At 66.2% G+C, this 17,064-nt stretch carries 11 protein-coding genes and 1 pseudogene; 4 read left to right on the forward strand and 8 right to left on the reverse strand.

Going from position 1 to position 17,064, the window contains the following annotated elements; translation table 11 throughout:
* Positions 1-94: 94 nt before the first annotated feature.
* Positions 95-1,459, forward strand: coding sequence for a formimidoylglutamate deiminase (locus KVG96_RS22745; protein WP_217894035.1), 1,365 nt, complete (start codon positions 95-97; stop codon positions 1,457-1,459).
* A 58-nt stretch (positions 1,460-1,517) separates the two neighbouring features.
* Here KVG96_RS22745 and KVG96_RS22750 read toward each other — a convergent pair whose 3' ends face one another.
* A complete protein-coding gene (locus tag KVG96_RS22750; protein WP_217894036.1) occupies positions 1,518-2,087 on the reverse strand; it encodes a lipocalin family protein in 570 nt (189 codons plus the stop codon).
* A 31-nt stretch (positions 2,088-2,118) separates the two neighbouring features.
* Positions 2,119-2,373 (reverse strand): hypothetical protein, encoded by a 255-nt coding sequence (locus tag KVG96_RS22755; protein ID WP_085581774.1) that lies wholly within the window; start codon positions 2,371-2,373, stop codon positions 2,119-2,121.
* 292 nt (positions 2,374-2,665) lie between these two features.
* Here KVG96_RS22755 and KVG96_RS27900 point away from each other — a divergent pair.
* Together KVG96_RS27900 and KVG96_RS27905 are read left to right on the forward strand one after the other, a co-directional pair.
* Positions 2,666-3,688 (forward strand): annotated as a pseudogene (locus KVG96_RS27900) (HAMP domain-containing protein); the annotation flags it as partial.
* A 93-nt stretch (positions 3,689-3,781) separates the two neighbouring features.
* Complete coding sequence (locus KVG96_RS27905; RefSeq protein WP_371856106.1) at positions 3,782-4,546, forward strand: methyl-accepting chemotaxis protein; 765 nt, start codon at positions 3,782-3,784, stop codon at positions 4,544-4,546.
* 115 nt (positions 4,547-4,661) lie between these two features.
* Here the strand turns inward: KVG96_RS27905 and KVG96_RS22765 are convergent, their stop codons facing one another.
* The 5 genes from KVG96_RS22765 to KVG96_RS22785 form a co-directional block, all read right to left on the reverse strand.
* Complete coding sequence (locus KVG96_RS22765) at positions 4,662-5,264, reverse strand: DUF924 family protein (protein WP_217894038.1); 603 nt, start codon at positions 5,262-5,264, stop codon at positions 4,662-4,664.
* A 3-nt stretch (positions 5,265-5,267) separates the two neighbouring features.
* On the reverse strand, positions 5,268-6,278 hold the full coding sequence (locus KVG96_RS22770) for a class 1 fructose-bisphosphatase (protein ID WP_217894039.1): 1,011 nt from the start codon (positions 6,276-6,278) through the stop codon (positions 5,268-5,270).
* Between the two features lie 336 nt (positions 6,279-6,614).
* Entirely contained in the window at positions 6,615-7,979 is a 1,365-nt protein-coding gene (locus tag KVG96_RS22775) for a DUF3999 domain-containing protein (protein ID WP_217894040.1), read from the reverse strand.
* Positions 7,976-11,593 (reverse strand): DUF2339 domain-containing protein, encoded by a 3,618-nt coding sequence (locus KVG96_RS22780; RefSeq protein WP_217894041.1) that lies wholly within the window; start codon positions 11,591-11,593, stop codon positions 7,976-7,978. The genes KVG96_RS22775 and KVG96_RS22780 overlap by 4 nt, the downstream gene beginning before the upstream one ends.
* A gap of 188 nt (positions 11,594-11,781) precedes the next feature.
* Positions 11,782-14,232 (reverse strand): glycogen/starch/alpha-glucan phosphorylase, encoded by a 2,451-nt coding sequence (locus KVG96_RS22785; protein WP_217894042.1) that lies wholly within the window; start codon positions 14,230-14,232, stop codon positions 11,782-11,784.
* Positions 14,233-14,476: 244 nt separating this feature from the next.
* On the opposite strand from KVG96_RS22785, the gene KVG96_RS22790 reads away from it, so the two are divergent.
* On the forward strand, positions 14,477-14,914 hold the full coding sequence (locus KVG96_RS22790) for a YkgJ family cysteine cluster protein (RefSeq protein WP_085581788.1): 438 nt from the start codon (positions 14,477-14,479) through the stop codon (positions 14,912-14,914).
* A gap of 209 nt (positions 14,915-15,123) precedes the next feature.
* On the opposite strand, the gene typA is transcribed toward KVG96_RS22790, so the two are convergent.
* The gene (gene typA, locus KVG96_RS22795; RefSeq protein WP_085581790.1) at positions 15,124-16,944 is read right to left on the reverse strand and encodes a translational GTPase TypA; all 1,821 of its coding nucleotides are present in this window, start codon (positions 16,942-16,944) and stop codon (positions 15,124-15,126) included.
* Positions 16,945-17,064: the final 120 nt, after the last annotated feature.

Here is a 17,064-nt window from a genome sequence, read left to right on the forward strand (position 1 = left end):
TCGTCTGGTGAAAGTTGCTAGCTTGCCGGAGTTTACCGGGCAGGCAAACGTCTGTATATGTATATACAAATAACACACGATGGGGTGCTGAACCATGTCCGCCTTCTTTGCCGAACGCGCGCTGCTGCCTAGTGGATGGGCCAACAATGTACGTCTTGAGGTCAACGCCGACGGCGTGCTGACCAGTGTCCAGGCCGATTCCACCGCAGACGGCGCCGAACGGCTGGGCGGTCCGCTGCTGCCGGGCATGCCGAACCTGCACTCCCACGCCTTCCAGCGGGCGATGGCCGGACTGGCGGAAGTGGCCGGCAATCCGAACGACAGTTTCTGGACCTGGCGCGACCTGATGTACCGGCTCGTCGGAAAAATCACGCCGGAGCAACTCGGCGTCATCGCCCGCCAGCTCTACATCGAAATGCTCAAGGCCGGCTACACCTCGGTGGCCGAATTCCATTACGTGCACCACGACACCAGCGGCCGGCCTTACGCCGACCCGGCCGAACTGGCCTTGCGCATCAGCCAGGCCGCCGGCGCCGCCGGCATCGGCCTGACCCTGCTGCCGGTGCTCTACAGCCATTCCGGCTTCGGCGGCCAGGCGCCGAACGACGGCCAGCGCCGCTTCATCAACGGCACCGACGCCTACCTCGATCTGCAGGCGCGCCTGCAACCGGTGCTGGCGCAACAGCAGGCGCAGTCGCTGGGCCTGTGTTTCCACTCGTTGCGCGCGGTCACCCCGCAGCAGATCAGCGACGTGCTGGCGGCCAGCGACAAGCAGTGCCCGGTGCACATCCACATCGCCGAACAGCAGAAGGAAGTCGACGACTGCCTGAGCTGGAGCGGCCGCCGCCCGTTGCAGTGGCTGTACGAGAACGTCGAGGTCGATCCGCGCTGGTGCCTGGTGCATGCGACCCACGCCGATCCGGACGAAGTCACGCTGATGGCCAAGAGCCGCGCCATCGCCGGCCTGTGCCTGACCACCGAAGCCAACCTCGGCGACGGGATCTTCCCGGCGGTGGATTTCCTGGCCCAAGGCGGGCGCATGGGCATCGGTTCCGACAGCCACGTGTCGTTGAGCGTGGTGGAAGAGCTGCGCTGGCTGGAATACGGCCAGCGCCTGCGCGACCAACGGCGCAACCGCCTGTACGGCGCGGACCAGCCGATGGTCGGCCGCACCCTGTACGACGCGGCGCTGGACGGCGGCGCCCAGGCGCTGGGCCAGCCGATCGGCGCGTTGGAGGTCGGCAAGCGCGCCGACTGGATCACCCTCGACGGCAGCGATCCGTACCTGGCGACCGCCCAGGGCGACGGCATCCTCAACCGCTGGCTGTTCGCCGGCGGCGACCGTCAGGTGCGCGACGTCATGGTGAACGGCCAGTGGGTGGTGCGCGGCGGGCGGCATGCCGCAGAAGAGGACAGCGCCCGGGCGTTCACCCAGGTGCTGCGCGAGCTCCTGGGCTGACGCGGATCAAAACGGCGGGAGCCAGCCTGCTGGCTCCCGCCGTGGTTGGCGGAACCGGTCAGTTGGAGGTCTTGGCCATCTGCCGGTCCGAGGTGCGCCAGATCAGCCGCGTGGTGTCGTACCCCTGCTGGCGCGCCTTGCTCAGCAACTCCTCGCGCACCACGCCGTTGACCGTCGGCGTGCGGGACAGCAGCCACAGGTAACGCCGGCTCGGGTCGCCGACGATGGCGGTCTTGTAGTCATCGCTGACGTACAGCACCCAGTACTGGCCCTTGGCGGTGCCCGGGATCAGCCGCGAGAACCACGTGTCGAACTCGACCCACAGCTTGTCGGTCTTGCCCGGCACCTGTGGATAAGCGGTGCCCTTGACCTCTTCCCACTGCCAGTCTTCCGTCAGGCAGCGGTTGAGCACCCCGAGGTTGCCGTCGGGCTGGAGGGTGTAGCGGGCTTCGGACTGTGCGCAGTTGCGCTGGAAATACATCGGCAGGCGCGCCAGCTCGTACCAGGTGCCCTGGTAGCGCTTGAGATTGACGCTGTGGACTGTCTTGGGCGCCAGCGGATCTTCACCGGTGGTGGCGCAGCCGGCCAATACCAGGCCGGCGAAAAGGACAAGCAATAACCGCTTCATTGTTTTTCTCCCGTGGGCGCGCGGCCCCGGTTCACTTCAGGCCTTGGCCGGAAAACATCAACACTTTGTCACCGGCGTACTGCACGCTGATAAAGCTCTTTTCGTCGCCCCAGGTGCAACTGGACATGCCGAGCGCACCCGCGCAATCGGTGGGTTTGCCGAGCAGGGTCTCCACCTCGGCCTTGGCCATCCCGGTCGAGAGCTTCGAGTAGTTTTCCTGATTGATCTTGCTGCAGGCGGCCAACAGCACGCAAAACGACAGCAAGGCGATAGAACGCAGCGACATGTGTAACTCCTGGAGCGGAAGGGGGATGGCCTGGCGCCAACCAGAAGCTTAGAAGAGAAAACCCCTGTCGGGTTCCCTCCCGGGCCGGCTATTTGTTGCCCCGCCCGTCTGCCTTTTCCCGATAAATCAGACACTTTGTAAGGCCATTGGGCATTTCGTCGCCTTTCGCGAAAACGGCCTCATCTTTGGCCCGCAGCGGTCGAAATAAGAGCAGCGCAAAGCCCGAGACTGTGGCAAATTGCCGCCCCTTCTTGACCAGCCCTCCGCGGTAGCTCATTTAATGACCAGAAACATGAAATTCAGCCACAAGATCTTGTTGGCTGCCGCCCTCGTGGTGGCCGTTGCGTTCGCCTGTTTCATTTTGTTCAACGACTATCGCCAGCGCGAAACCCTGCGCAGCAGCACCGATGCGTCGATGCAGGAACTGGGCAGCCTGACCACCAGCAACATCCAGACCTGGCTGGAGAGCCGCATCCAGTTGCTGCAATCGCTGTCCCAGCAGATCGTCGCCGACGGCAACGCCCCGGCCAGCCTCAAGCGCATCATCGACCTGCCCGCCTACACCGGCAATTTCCAGCTCAGCTACTTCGGCGGCGCCGACGGCGTGATGTTCTCGGTGCCGGCCGGCAACCGCGCGCCGGACTACGACCCGCGCGCCCGCGGCTGGTACAAGGCGGCCAACGCCGCCCAGCAGACCATCGTCACCGAACCCTACATCGCCGCCTCGTCGGGCAAGCTGGTGATCACCGTCGCCACCCCGGTGCAGCGCCAGGGCCAGATGATCGGTGTGGCCGGCGCCGACATCGACCTGTCCAGCATCAGCGCGATCATCAACTCGCTGAACTTCGGCGGCCACGGCCACGCGTTCATCGTCAGCCGCGAAGGCAAGATCCTGATCCACCCGGACAGCAAACTGGTGCTCAAGAGCCTGGCCGACGCCTATCCCGACGGCGCGCCGAGCGTCAGCCCCGGCTTGAAGGAAGTCGAGGCCGACGGCAAGACCCAGCTGATCTCGTTCACCCACGTCAACGGCGTACCGTCGGCCGACTGGTACGTGGCGCTGGTGCTGGACAAGGACACCGCGTTCTCGATGCTCAGCGAATTCCGCACCTCGGCGCTGATCGCCATGGTGATCGCGGTGGTGATCATCATCGCCCTGCTCGGCATGCTGATCCGCGTCCTGATGCAGCCGCTGCTGACCATGGGCCGCGCCATGCACGACATCGCCGAAGGCGAAGGCGACCTGACCAAGCGCCTGACCATCCACGGCCACGACGAGTTCGGCGCCCTGGGCCTGTCGTTCAACCGTTTCGTGGAGCGCATCCACACCTCGATCCGCGAAGTGTCGTCGGCCACCGGGCAAGTCAACGAAGTCGCCCTGCGGGTGGTCGCTGCCTCCAACTCGTCGATGCACAACTCCGACCAGCAGGCCTCGCGCACCAACAGCGTGGCCGCCGCGATCAACCAGCTCGGTGCCGCCGCCCAGGAGATCGCCCAGAACGCCGCGCTCGCCTCGCAGCATTCCAGCGAAGCGCGCAGCCAGGCCGAAGACGGCCAGCAGGTGGTGGACAAGACCATCCACGCGATGCAGCAGCTGTCGGCGCAGATCAGCGATTCCTGCGGCAACATCGAGACCCTGAACAGCCACACGGTGAACATCGGCCAGATTCTGGAAGTGATCACCAGCATCTCCCAGCAGACCAACCTGCTGGCGCTCAACGCCGCCATCGAAGCGGCCCGTGCCGGCGAAGCGGGCCGCGGTTTCGCCGTGGTGGCCGACGAAGTGCGCAACCTGGCGCACCGCACCCAGGACTCGGCGCAGCAAGTGCAGAAGATGATCGAAGAACTGCAGGTCGGCGCGCGTCAGGCGGTCACCATCATGACCGACAGCCAGCGCCAGAGCGAAAGCAGCGTGGGCATCGCCAACCAGGCCGGCGAGCGTCTGGGCAGCGTGACCCAGCGCATCGGCGAGATCGACGGCATGAACCAGTCGGTGGCCACCGCCACCGAAGAGCAGACCGCCGTGGTGGAGTCGATCAACGTCGACATCAGCGAGATCAACATGCTGAACCAGGAAGGGGTGGAAAACCTGCAAGCGACGTTGCGTGCGTGCTCGGACCTCGAGCAGCAGGCGGCGCGGCTCAAGCATCTGGTGGGCAGTTTCAGGATCTGAGGCGCCTTCACCGGCCGCCGCCCGGAGCAAGCCCTCTCCCACAGGGATCTGTGTCGTTCACGAACCCACTGTGGGAGTGGGCCCGCTCCGGGCGGTGATCCGCCGCAAAGCGACTCTAGAAACCCGCACCCGGCTGCGAAAGGTAAACCAACTCCTCAGCCGTCGACTCCCGCCCCAACACCGCGTTGCGGTGCGGAAACCGCCCGAACCGGGCGATCACCTTCCGGTGCCGTTCGGCATAGTCCAGATTGTCGGCAAACACCGCACGCTCGGCCTGCGGCTGTTCGTCCGTCAGCGCCATGAACCTTGAGACGGCCTCGTTCTGCACCGCGAGGTTCTCGCAGTGCTCGAACACCAGGTAGATGAACACCCGCTGGATCGGCTTCAGTCGCCGGTCGAAGTCCGCCGCAATGCCCTGGGCGACCAGCTTCTGGGCACGGGCATCACCGGAAAACGCCTGGGGTGTGTCGCGATAGATCATGCGCGGCAGTTGATCGAGCAGCAGCACCACGGCCAGCCAACCCTCGGGACATTGCGTCCACCCGGTCAAGCCGCCGGCCAGGGCCTGATCGACAAAGACCCCGAAACGCTCCCGCGCTTCGAGGTCCTGGCTGTCGCGTTTGCCGAACCACAACGCGCCCTTTTGCGCCGCCGTTGCGCTCGCCGATCCGGCATGGCCGAACCACCAGTCGAGCAACGGCTGCCAGGGCGCGTCCATGGGTCAGGCCTTGTGGTAGGCCGTGGCGCGTTCGACTTCTTCCTTCGAGCCGAGGAACACCGCCACGCGCTGGTGCAGGCCTTCAGGCTGAATGTCGAGGATGCGCTGGTGGCCGTCGGTGGACGCGCCGCCCGCCTGTTCCACCAGGAACGACATCGGGTTGGCTTCGTACATCAGGCGCAGCTTGCCCGGCTTGGACGGCTCGCGGCTGTCGCGCGGGTACATGAACAGGCCGCCGCGGGTCAGGATGCGGTGCACGTCCGCGACCATCGAAGCGATCCAGCGCATGTTGTAGTTCTTCTTCAGCGGGCCGGTCTCGCCTTCCAGCAGTTCGCCGACGTAGCGCTGCACCGGGGCTTCCCAGTGACGCTGGTTGGACATGTTGATGGCGAATTCCTGGGTGGCGGTCGGAATGGTGATGTTTTCGTGGGTGAGCACGAAGCTGCCCATCTCGCGGTCCAGGGTGAAGCCCTTCACGCCGTTGCCCAGGGTCAGGATCAGCATGGTCTGCGGGCCGTAGATCGCGTAGCCGGCGGCGACCTGCTGGGTGCCCGGCTGCAGGAAGGCCTTCTCGTTCAGGCTTTCGTTCTGGCTCAGGTATTCGTTCGGGCAGCGCAGCACCGAGAAGATGGTGCCGACCGACACGTTGACGTCGATGTTCGACGAACCGTCCAGAGGGTCGAACACCAGCAGGTAGGCGCCTTTAGGGTACTTGCCCGGGATCTGGTAGGCATTGTCCATCTCTTCGGAGGCCATGCCGGCCAGGTGGCCGCCCCACTCGTTGGCTTCGAGCAGGATTTCGTTGGACAGCACGTCCAGCTTCTTCTGCACTTCGCCCTGGACGTTCTCGGTGCCCATGCTGCCCAGCACGCCGCCGAGGGCGCCTTTGGACACGGCGTGGCTGATTTCCTTGCAGGCACGCGCCACCACTTCGATCAGGAAGCGCAGATCGGCAGGGGTATTGTTGCTGCGGGTCTGCTCAATCAAATAGCGACTCAGGGTAACGCGGGACATGGACGGCTCCGGTGGAATGGGGGGCTGAAAAACCCGCGCAGTTTACAGGGAGTCTGGAAACCTAGCGAGCGGTGACGCCCGTAAACGTGCGTCGGGGCAATTCCTGCCATCTGACGGGATTGGCGGGACAGAGTTCAGGCACGGGATTGAGCGTAGCCCGGAACGGGACGGGCGGTGCTGCGTTGAGCATGACCGCCCCCCCTTTTTGCCTGATCGGCCGCCTTCGCGGGCAAGCCCTCTCCCACAAGGATCTTCAGTGGACACAAATCCAGTGAACACCCTCTTCTGCTGTGGGAGCGGGCTTGCCCGCGATCCGGCGCCCAGCGCCGGCCAACCTCAGGGCTTGGCCGGCGGCTTGCGCAACAGGCTGAACGCCATCGCCCCCAGGAACAGCACGCTGAGCAGCAGCACCGCCCACAGCCCGAACTTCTTCCAGTTCGTGTCCGCCGTCGCCGTCGTAGTGGCGGTCGAGGTCTGGGGCGCGAGCGCCTCGCCCTGCACCGTGGCCTTGCCCAGCGCCGCCAGTTTCGCCGGGGTGAAATCAGGAATCAGCGTGGACAGCGGCAAGTTCGCGGTCTTCACGCCGGCGTTGCCCAGCGCCAGGCTGTAGGGCCCTTCGCCCCGGGCCAGGAAGATCACCTGCGTGGCGCGCACCGCGTACTTCAGACTCGGCGCCTGTTCGCCGAGGCCGCCGCCGCGCTCGTCGACCGTCAGCCTGAGCTGCTGGACGGTCTGCCCGTACAACTGCAATTCGTTCTGCACCACGTCCTGGCCGTTCTGGGTCAGGCGATAGAGCAAACCGCCGGTCAGCGTCTGCCACGGCAGGCTGGTTTCGCGGCGCCCGGCCAGCGTCACCGGTGCCAGGCTGTTGGCCTGCCTGAGTTCCACCTGCACCCGCTCGACGTTCAGTCCCATCGGCAGTTGCCAGGTGTATTCGCCGGCCTTGCCGCGGCTGCCGGCCAGCGCCTGCGACCAGACCAACGGCAGCGGCACCTGACGCGGGTCGCTGCTCTTGAGCTGCGCCGCCGTCAGGGCCGGCGCCGAGGCCGGCGAGTCCCACAGCAGGCGCAGGTAACGGGCGTTCTGGCCCGGCAGGGCCACTTCGTGCTGTTCGACCTGCTCATCGGCAAAGGTCAGCCGCGCCACCTGCCCTTCGCCCCACGGGCGCCAGTGCTGCAGGTCGTCGCTGGCCTCGATGGAAAAGCGCTGGAAGCCGTCCCGCTCGCTGCTCCAGTCGAGGATCAGTTGCTGCAGCGGCGCCTTGACCGCGCTGGCGTCGAGCAGCCAGCCGCGCAGGGTTTCCTCGCCCGCCTCCAGTTGGCTGGACGGCTGCACCTCGACCAGCGTGCCGCTGGTGGTGGACTGGATGCGCACGTTCGGCGCCCGCTCCTGGGCGTCGGCGGCGCCGTACAGCGGGAACCGCTTCACGTCGTGCAACTGGCCGTCGTCGCGGGTCTGCGCCGATTCACGGGCCAGGGCGTAGGCCTGCGGCTCGCCGGCGGCGTTGAACACCCGCAGATCGCTGAGGTCGGTCTGCCGCGCCTGCAATTGCGCGCTCAGCGGCAACTCCAGGCGATACCACGGGCCGTCGCCGGTGACCGCCAACGGGATCTGCACGGCGAAGTCCGCCGGTTTTTCCTGGGCGCCGACCGTCATGGCCACGCCCAGCATCAGCCACCCCAGATTAAGCTTGCGACTCAAGACGACACTCCTCCGGTTTCCGGCGCGGGCTTGTCCGCCGCCGGTGCGGCGTCGGCGCGCTTGGGCGGCAGCGGGGCGAAATAGCCCACCACCAGCAGCAATACGCCGACGCCAATGAACGAGACGATCCGGGCCAGTCCGCCACGGTTGCTCAATTCGACGAAAATCAGTTTGGCCACCACCAGCGCGATCAGCGCCGCGCCGATCAGCCACACCTCGCGGCGATGGCGCAGGTGCCCGCCGATCATCAGCCCCAGCGCCATCAGCGTCCAGACGATGGACAGCCCCGCCTGCACCAGCATCGATTCGAGCAGCAGATCCAGCTCGAACGGAATCCCGGCCCAATGGTGGGCGGCGCGGGTCACCAGCGCCGTGCCGAAGGCGAACAGCGACACCCCGGCGACCGCCTGCGCGGCGAGGCTGGCGTAATCCTCGCGGATCGCCAGTTGCCCGACCGCGCTGCGCGACCAGACGTTGACGCCGAACAGCGCAAACAGCAGGCCCAGCTCCAGCGGGTTGAGCAGCGGCACGTAAGGCAGCGGCTCGGCGTTGCCGTCGCTCACCCCGTTGGCCAGCCAGAACCAGCCGAGCATCAGCGCCGCCAACGGTGCCGCCGCATACACGCGGTACTCGCGGGGGAACGCCGCCACCGGCCACGACCAGTCGCGCGGGGCCGCCATCAGCAGCAGGTACAGGCTCGGCAGGATCGCCCAGCCCAGCCAGCGCCAGGCGTTGTATTGCTCGGACAACAGCAGCAGACCGTAACGCAGCTCCAGCGCCAGCACGCCGATCAACAGCCAGCAGCCCAGCACATGGGCCGTGCTCAGGGCCCGGGCCGGCAGGCTCGGCGCCAGGCGCCGCAGGCTGAAGAAATGCACGACGAACACCAGCGCCCAGGCCAGCCAGCCGAACTCCGCCGCCGGGTGGTAGCGCGAATGCCAGGCCGCGAGCAGCACCAGGGCCGCCGCCGGCGTCAGCAAGGTGCAGACCCGCCCCAGCGCCGGCCATTTCAGCCGCGATGCCAGCAACGTCCACACACCGACGCTCAGTGCCGCCACCACCAATAGCAGCGTGGCCTGCAGTGGCAACGGCGCAAAGCGCAGCACTTCGCTGACCCATGCCAATGCCCACCAGGCGGCGCCCCACACCAGCAGCACCTCGGACAGACGGTGCAGGCTCAAGCGGTCGAACGCCGAGGCGTGATTGCCCAGTTTCAGGCGCCAGGCGCCGACCAGCGCGGCCACGCCCAGCACCAGCGGCGTCCAGAAGCCGCCATGGGCCAGCGGCTTGAGGCCTTCGCCGGACAGCGGCCCGAGCCACTGAGGGCCGGCCAGCAGGAACGCCGCCCCGCCGATCACCTGCAACAGCAGGCCGAACACGAAACTCACCGGCTGGCGCAGGTACAGGCTCAGCCAGATGATCAGCAGGCCGCTGGCCGCCCACACCGCGCTCGCCGTCTGCCACGGCAGGACGAACAGCACCGCCAGGTTGATCAGCACCAGCCCCGCCAGCAGCACCACCGACAGGCCCTGGAGCAGACGCACGTCGCTGCGCACCATGTCGTCCCGGGCCGCCAGCAGCATGCCGGCGATCAGCGCCAGCCCGATCAGCGAGGCACCGAGCAGCCCGCTCCAGCCGGCGCTGAACACCGCCGCCGAATCGTCCCCGGCCCCTTGCAGGCGCAGCAGGAACAGCGCGCCGCCCAGCAGTTGCACGGCGAACGCGGTGAACAGGAACGTGCGCGATTGCAGGCGCAGGCCGACGAACAGCGTCGCCAGCCCGGCCAGCGCCCAGCTGATCGCCGTGCCGTGGGCGAGGAAGAACAGCGGCGCCAACAGATAGAGGAACGTCAGGCCCAGACACGCCAGCACCGGCAGACCGTAGCGTTCCCACGGCTGCGTCTGCGGCGCCGGGGACTGGCGCAATTGATGGAAACTGAACAGCAGCGCCAGGCCGAGCATCAACGCCCCCAGCGGCGCGCCGTCGAGCAGGCTGGCCTCGCCGGCACGCAGGCCGCTGAGGAACGCCAGCGCCGAACCCAGTTGCAGCAACAGCGCAAAGCCCCGGGCCAGCAACCGCTGCTGGCGCAGGCCCAGCCAGAAGATCCCCGCGCCTTCCACCGCCCAGGCGGCGGACGTCCAGCGCGCATCCAGCCCCAACGGAATCGCCAGGCTGGCGAAGATCACGCCCAAGGCCAGGCAGGTTTCCCCGAGCAGCAGCGCCCGACCGCCCATCAATGCGCGGGCCAGCAGCAGGTAGATCAGGCCCAGCGCCAGGGCGCTGAACGCAGCGGCGAATTCCAGGTGCTGCACCAGCGCCAGCTGCAGCCCGAAGCCCACCAAGGGCGGGCCGAACAGCATCGTGCCGTCGACGTAGTCGCCCTTGCGCGCCGACCAGTGCAGCAGCGCCGCGCGGTCGCCGTCCGCCGGGGCGTCCGGCAGATCCAGCAGTTTGCGCCGGGCGAACAGCAGGCCGATGGCCAGGTACATCAGGAAGAACAGCACCAGGAACGGCTCGGTGCTCCACAGCAGCTCCGGCGTGTACGACCGGGCACCCCAGGCGAAACCGATGCCGAAGGTGCCGACGAAGCCGATCAGGTTGAGCAGGCGCCAGGCCTTGAACCAGGCGATGGCGAGGATGCCGGCGTTGAGCAGGGCGAAATAGCTGAACAGCGCGACGTGGTTGCCGGCACCGGTGGAGGTGAGGATCGGCGCGGCGAACCCGCCGAGCGCCGCCACGGCGGCCAGGGCCAACGCATCCTGGGTGATCGCCAGGATCGCGGAAAACACGGTGACCGCCACCAGCAGGCCCAACGCGGCGGACGGATCGAGCAACGGATGCAGGCGCATCGCCGCGAACACCGTCAGGTACAGCACCGCGATCCCGGTGCCTTGCAGCATCAGCGCATAGCCGCTGTTGCGACGCCGCAGCCACCAGCCCAGCGCCAGCAAGCCCAGGGCCGACGCCGCGACCCCGGCGTAACGCAGCTCCACCGGCACCACCACGCCTTCGGTGGCGTAGCGCAGCAGGAACGCCAGACCGAAGAACAGCAGCACCACACCGACCCGCAGCACGGTGTTGCCGCCGAACAGCCAGTTGCGGGCGGCGCCGATGGCGCGCTCGATCAGGTTCGGCCCGCGGGGCTCGGCAGGGGCTGGCGGCTCGGACGGGGCGGCTTCGGCGCGCCAGGCGTCCTGCGCCAGCGCCGGGCTGGCCGGACGGGCGACGGAAACGGGCTCCAGTTCGGGCGGCAGTTCCCAGACCAGTTCGGGCGCCGGCCGGGGCTCGGATTGAGGCTCAGGTTGAAGTGCTGACGCAGCCTGCGCCACAGCGACCGGTTGCGCAGCGGCCTCATCGTCCGGGGCTTCGCTGAAGGAGGGCGCGGTCTGGGCCGGAGCGCCCTCCAGCCGGAACAGCCGCTGCTCCACGGCTTGCAACGCCGCGTTGGCCTGTTCAAGTTGCCGCTGCTGCTGCGCCGTCTGCGCGCCGAGCCGGGCGATGCGGATCGCCTGGCCGATCCCCAGCCCCAGCAGCGCGCCCAGCAGCGCGTCGCTGAACGACTCGTCGGCCAGCCAGCCGAGCACCAGCCCGATCAACATGAACATCCATTGCATGGTCGATATCCCTAAGCGGCCCCGGCACGGGGCGAATGCGGCAGTCCAGTCAGTCTAGGCAGCCATTCACTCCCTGCAGGTGCTTTTCATGCGGGAGCGGCAAGACCTGAGACTGCCGTTGAAACGGCGCCCAGTATATCGATCCGGTCCAGCGAACGCCGGGCCTTGCGCACAATTCCCGCGAAAAGCTACTCCAGCGCTTTCCAGATGTCCGTGGCGTATTCGCGGATGGTGCGGTCGGACGAGAACCAGCCCATCCGCGCCGTGTTCAGCACCGCCGAGCGCCACCAGTTGTCGGCGTCGTGCCAGAGCGCCTCGACCCGCCGCTGCGCTTCCCAGTACGCGTCGAAGTCGGCGCAGACCAGGAAGCGGTCGTAGTCCACCAGCGAATCGATCAGCCCGGTGTACCGCGAGGTGTCGTCCGGCGAGAACACCCCGCCGCGGATCGCCTGCAGCACATCGTTCAGGCGGTGGGACGCGGCGATGTCCGGCACCGCGCTGAACTCGTGGTTCTGCTTGCGCGCCTCGACCTGCTGGGCGCTCAGGCCGAAGATGAACATGTGCTCGGCGCCGATGCGCTCGCACATTTCCACGTTGGCGCCGTCGAGGGTGCCGATGGTCAGCGCGCCGTTGAGGCCGAACTTCATGTTGCTGGTGCCCGAGGCTTCGAAGCCGGCGGTGGAGATCTGCTCCGACAGGTCCGCCGCCGGGATGATGCTCTCCGCCAGGCTGACGTTGTAGTTGGGCAGGAACACCACTTTCAGCAGGCCGCGCACGGTCGGGTCGTTGTTCACCACCCGGGCGATGTCGTTGGTCAACTTGATGATCAGCTTGGCCTGGTGGTAGCTGGCCGCGGCCTTGCCGGCGAAGATCTTCACCCGCGGCACCCAGTCGACCTCAGGTTCGGCGCGGATCGCCTGGTACAGCGCGACGGTGTGCATCAGGTTGAGCAACTGGCGCTTGTACTCGTGGATCCGCTTGACCTGCACGTCGAACATCGCCGCCGGGTTCACCGCAACCCCCAGCCGCTCATGGATCAGGTAGGCCAGGGCTTTCTTGCTGTGCAGCCGCTGCTCGGCGAAGGCCTTGCGGAACGCGGCCTTCTCGGCGAACGGCTCAAGGTCGAGCAGGCGCTCCTCGGGGTTGTCCAGCACCTGCGGACCGAGGGCGTCGACCAGCATCGAGGTCAGCTCCGGGTTGGCCTGGTACAGCCAGCGGCGGAAGGTGATGCCGTTGGTCTTGTTGTTGATCCGTTGCGGATACAGCTTGTGCAGCTCGGCGAACACCGTCTTGCGCATCAGTTGGGTGTGCAGCCCGGATACGCCGTTGACGCTGTGGGAGCCGAGGAACGCCAGGTTGCCCATGCGCACCCGCCGGCCGTTGTCTTCCTCGATCAGCGACACCGCCCGCAGCACGTCGAAGTCGTGGATGCCCTTGGCCCGGATCGAGTCGATGTGCTGGGCGTTGATCAGGTAGATGATCTGCATGTGCCGGGGCAGCATGCGCTCCATCAGGCCCACCGGCCAGGTCTCCAGCGCTTCGGGCAGCAGCGTGTGATTGGTGTACGACAGGGTCTCGACCGTGACTTGCCACGCCGCGTCCCACGCCACGTCGTAGACGTCCACCAGCAGGCGCATCAGCTCGGCGACGGCGATCGAGGGGTGGGTGTCGTTGAGCTGGATCGACGCGTGATCGCCGAGCGTCAGCACCGAGGTGTGCATGTTGCGGTGGCGCCGCAGCAGGTCCTGCAGCGAAGCGGTGACGAAAAAGTATTCCTGGCGCAGGCGCAGTTCCTGCCCCGCTTCGGTGCTGTCGGCCGGGTAAAGCACCCGGGAGATGCTTTCGGCCCGGGCCACTTCGGCCACCGCGCCCAGGTGGTCGCCGGCGTTGAAGCGCTCCAGGTGCAGGTCTTCCATCGCCCGCGCCCGCCACAGGCGCAGGGTGTTGACGCTGGCCCCGCGCCAGCCGACCACCGGGGTGTCGTAGGCGATGGCCCGCACGGTTTCCGACGGCGACCAGACCTGCTTGGCCTTGCCGTTCGCGTCGGTGACCGTGGCCACGCTGCCGCCGAAGCCGATGGAGTAGACGACCTCCGGCCGCTCGAACTCCCACGGGTTGCCGAAATCCAGCCAGTGCTCGGTCTGCTCCTGCTGCCAGCCGTCGACGATGGCCTGGCGGAACAGGCCGTGCTCGTAGCGGATGCCGTAGCCGTGGCCGGCGATGCCCAGGGTCGACATGCTCTCCATGAAGCACGCCGCCAGCCGCCCGAGGCCGCCGTTGCCCAGCGCCGCGTCGGGCTCCAGGATGCGGATGCGCTCCAGGTCCACGCCCAGTTCGGTGAGCGCCTCGCGGGCCACGTCGAGCAGGCCGAGGTTGCTCAGGCTGTCGTACAGCAGGCGGCCGATGAGGAATTCCAGCGAGAGGTAGTACACCCGCTTCTGGCCCTTGCGGTAGATCTGCCGGGTGTGGTCCATCCAGTGCTCGACCATGTGATCGCGCGCCGCCAGGGCGATGGCTTCGAACCAGTCGTGGTCGAAGGCGTGATCCGGGTCTTTGCCCACCGCATAGGTGAGTTTGGTCAGGACGGCGTCGCGGAATGCGGCCACTTCAGCTTCGCGAACTAGCGGTTCTTGAGTCATCGATAGGACCTCGGGCGAGCGGGGAATGGTCAGAGCCTAGTCGGTCTGACCGACGGCGGCGGCTCTGGTTCGGCTGTTTTTCCGGTGCTGGCAATCGTCGAACGCGCGACACATCCGATGCAGGGGCCGTGCCGAACCGCTGCGGACCGTGCGTTGCCCGATAAAAAACCGGCGAAAGGTTGTTCAAAAATCCACCGCTCCCGGTATGATCGCGCGCCCTGATGCCTACGCCTGGTAAACACCGATGATGAAGCCCAACCTGATCGCCGCCGCCGAGATCGACCGTCTCGAGACTTGGGCCAAATACTCGGCGCCGATGTGCGGCTCCTGCGTGTCGAGCTGCTGCACGCTGCCGGTCGAGGTCAAGATCAAGGACCTGGTGCGCATCGGCGTGGTCGACGAGTTCGAGCTGGGCGAACCGCCGAAGAACATCGCCAAGCGCCTGCAGAAGGAAGGGCTGGTCGAGCGCTTCAACCAGAAGTCGGGGATCTTCACCCTCCAGCGCATGAGCAACAACGACTGCTATTACCTGGATCGTAAGAGCCGGCTGTGCACCATTTATGACAAGCGCCCGGACACCTGCCGCAACCACCCCAAGATCGGCCCGCGCCCGGGGTACTGCGCGTACAAGCCCAAGGAAGTGGAGCGCGAGCGGCAGTCGCGCAACATCGAACGCTTCTGATTCTGCAGCGGCTGATCGGCCGCCATCGCCAGCAGGCCGGCTCCCGCAGGATTTGCGGTGGCCTGCCATTTCCGCGAACACCGCCGAACCCTGTGGGAGCTGGCTTGCCAGCGATGGGGCCGGTACAAACACCGCACAAATTCCAAACAAACAAAAACGCCCCCGGCCTTTCGACCGGGGGCGTTTTCGTTTCAGCTCAGGCTAGATGATCAAGCCTTGGCTTTCTTGGCAGCGCGGGTACGCTCGCCTTCGTCCAAAATTTTCTTACGCAGGCGAATCGATTTTGGAGTCACTTCGCACAATTCATCGTCCTGGATGAATTCCAGGGCCTGTTCCAGGGTGAAGCGGACCGGCGGAACCAGGGCGATGGTTTCGTCTTTGCCCGAAGCACGCATGTTGTCGAGCTTCTTGCCCTTGGTAGGGTTGACGCCCAGGTCGTTGTCGCGGCTGTTCAGGCCGACGATCTGACCGTTGTAGATCTCCTGGCCGTGCTCGACGAACAGCTTGCCGCGCGCCTGCAGGGTTTCCAGGGAGTAGGTCAGCGCCTTGCCGGTCTCGACCGACACCAGAACGCCGTTCAGGCGGCCGGACATGTGGCCGGACTTCATGGTGTCGTAGCGGTCGAAGATCGAGGTCAGGATGCCTGCACCGTTGGTCAGCGTCAGGAACTGGTTACGGAAACCGATCAGACCGCGAGCCGGGATGTTGTACTCCAGGCGCACACGGCCCTTGCCGTCCGGCGCCATGTTGGTCAGGTCGCCCTTACGCAGGCCCATCTCTTCCATCACCTTGCCCTGGGATTCCTCAGGGATGTCGATGGTCACGTTCTCGAACGGCTCCTGCTTGGTGCCGTTGACTTCGCGGATGATCACTTCAGGACGGCCCACGGCCATCTCGAAGCCTTCGCGGCGCATGGTTTCGATCAGAACCGACAGGTGCAGCTCACCGCGGCCGGAGACCTTGAACTTGTCGGCCGAGTCGCCTTCTTCAACGCGCAGGGCAACGTTGTACAGCAGCTCTTTGTCCAGACGCTCCTTGATGTTGCGGGAGGTCACGAACTTGCCTTCTTTACCGCAGAACGGCGAGTCGTTCACCTGGAAGGTCATGGAAACGGTCGGCTCGTCGACAGTCAGCGGCTTCATCGCTTCGACGTTGTTCATGTCGCACAGGGTGTCGGAGATGAACAGCTCGTCGAAACCGCTGATGCAGACGATGTCGCCGGCAGCGGCTTCTTCGACGTCGACGCGGTGCAGGCCGTGGTGACCCATCAGCTTCAGGATGCGGCCGTTGCGCTTCTTGCCTTCGGTGTCGATGGCGACGACCGGGGTGTTCGGCTTGACGCGGCCACGGGCGATGCGGCCCACGCCGATCACGCCCAGGAAGCTGTTGTAGTCCAGAGCGGAGATCTGCATCTGGAACGGACCGTCACGGTCAACGGCCGGAGCCGGAACGTTGTCGACGATCGACTGGTACAGCGGGGTCATGTCTTCGGCCATCTCGGTGTGGTCCAGACCGGCGATGCCGTTCAGGGCCGAGGCGTAGACGACTTTGAAGTCCAGCTGTTCGTCGGTGGCGCCGAGGTTGTCGAACAGGTCGAAGATCTGGTCCAGGACCCAGTCAGGACGCGCGCCCGGACGGTCGACCTTGTTGATCACGACGATCGGCTTCAGACCGGCTTCGAAAGCCTTCTTGGTCACGAAGCGGGTTTGCGGCATAGGGCCGTCCTGGGCGTCGACCAGCAGCAGCACGGAGTCGACCATCGACATCACGCGCTCTACTTCGCCGCCGAAGTCGGCGTGGCCCGGGGTGTCCACGATGTTGATGTGGTAGCCGTTCCAGTTGATGGCGGTGTTCTTCGCCAGAATGGTGATGCCGCGCTCTTTTTCCTGGTCGTTGGAGTCCATCACGCGCTCGTCGTTGAGCTCGTTGCGCTCCAGGGTGCCGGATTGGCGCAGCAGTTTGTCGACCAGGGTGGTTTTGCCGTGGTCAACGTGGGCGATGATGGCGATGTTGCGTAGATTTTCGATCACGTGTGTATCTCGATCAGAGGATTCGGTGTGCTGACAAGTCATGGCAGCGATTGACAGTAGTGTCCGGCATGGCCGTTACAGCTTGACGGCGGTGTCGGGGGGCCGGTGACGCAGGCCACA

Origin of the sequence: Pseudomonas ekonensis, from assembly GCF_019145435.1 — a bacterium.
Classification (GTDB): Bacteria; Pseudomonadota; Gammaproteobacteria; order Pseudomonadales; family Pseudomonadaceae; genus Aquipseudomonas; species Aquipseudomonas ekonensis.

Bases quoted from the DNA above. Each gene is read 5' to 3' on its own strand.
- KVG96_RS22780 (WP_217894041.1), bottom strand. From the start codon at position 11,593: ATGCAATGGATGTTCATGTTGATCGGGCTGGTGCTCGGCTGGCTGGCC.
- KVG96_RS22745 (WP_217894035.1), top strand. From the start codon at position 95: ATGTCCGCCTTCTTTGCCGAACGCGCGCTGCTGCCTAGTGGATGGGCC.
- KVG96_RS22755 (WP_085581774.1), bottom strand. From the start codon at position 2,373: ATGTCGCTGCGTTCTATCGCCTTGCTGTCGTTTTGCGTGCTGTTGGCC.
- KVG96_RS22765 (WP_217894038.1), bottom strand. From the start codon at position 5,264: ATGGACGCGCCCTGGCAGCCGTTGCTCGACTGGTGGTTCGGCCATGCC.
- KVG96_RS22750 (WP_217894036.1), bottom strand. From the start codon at position 2,087: ATGAAGCGGTTATTGCTTGTCCTTTTCGCCGGCCTGGTATTGGCCGGC.
- KVG96_RS22770 (WP_217894039.1), bottom strand. From the start codon at position 6,278: ATGTCCCGCGTTACCCTGAGTCGCTATTTGATTGAGCAGACCCGCAGC.
- KVG96_RS22790 (WP_085581788.1), top strand. From the start codon at position 14,477: ATGATGAAGCCCAACCTGATCGCCGCCGCCGAGATCGACCGTCTCGAG.
- KVG96_RS27905 (WP_371856106.1), top strand. From the start codon at position 3,782: ATGCACAACTCCGACCAGCAGGCCTCGCGCACCAACAGCGTGGCCGCC.
- KVG96_RS22785 (WP_217894042.1), bottom strand. From the start codon at position 14,232: ATGACTCAAGAACCGCTAGTTCGCGAAGCTGAAGTGGCCGCATTCCGC.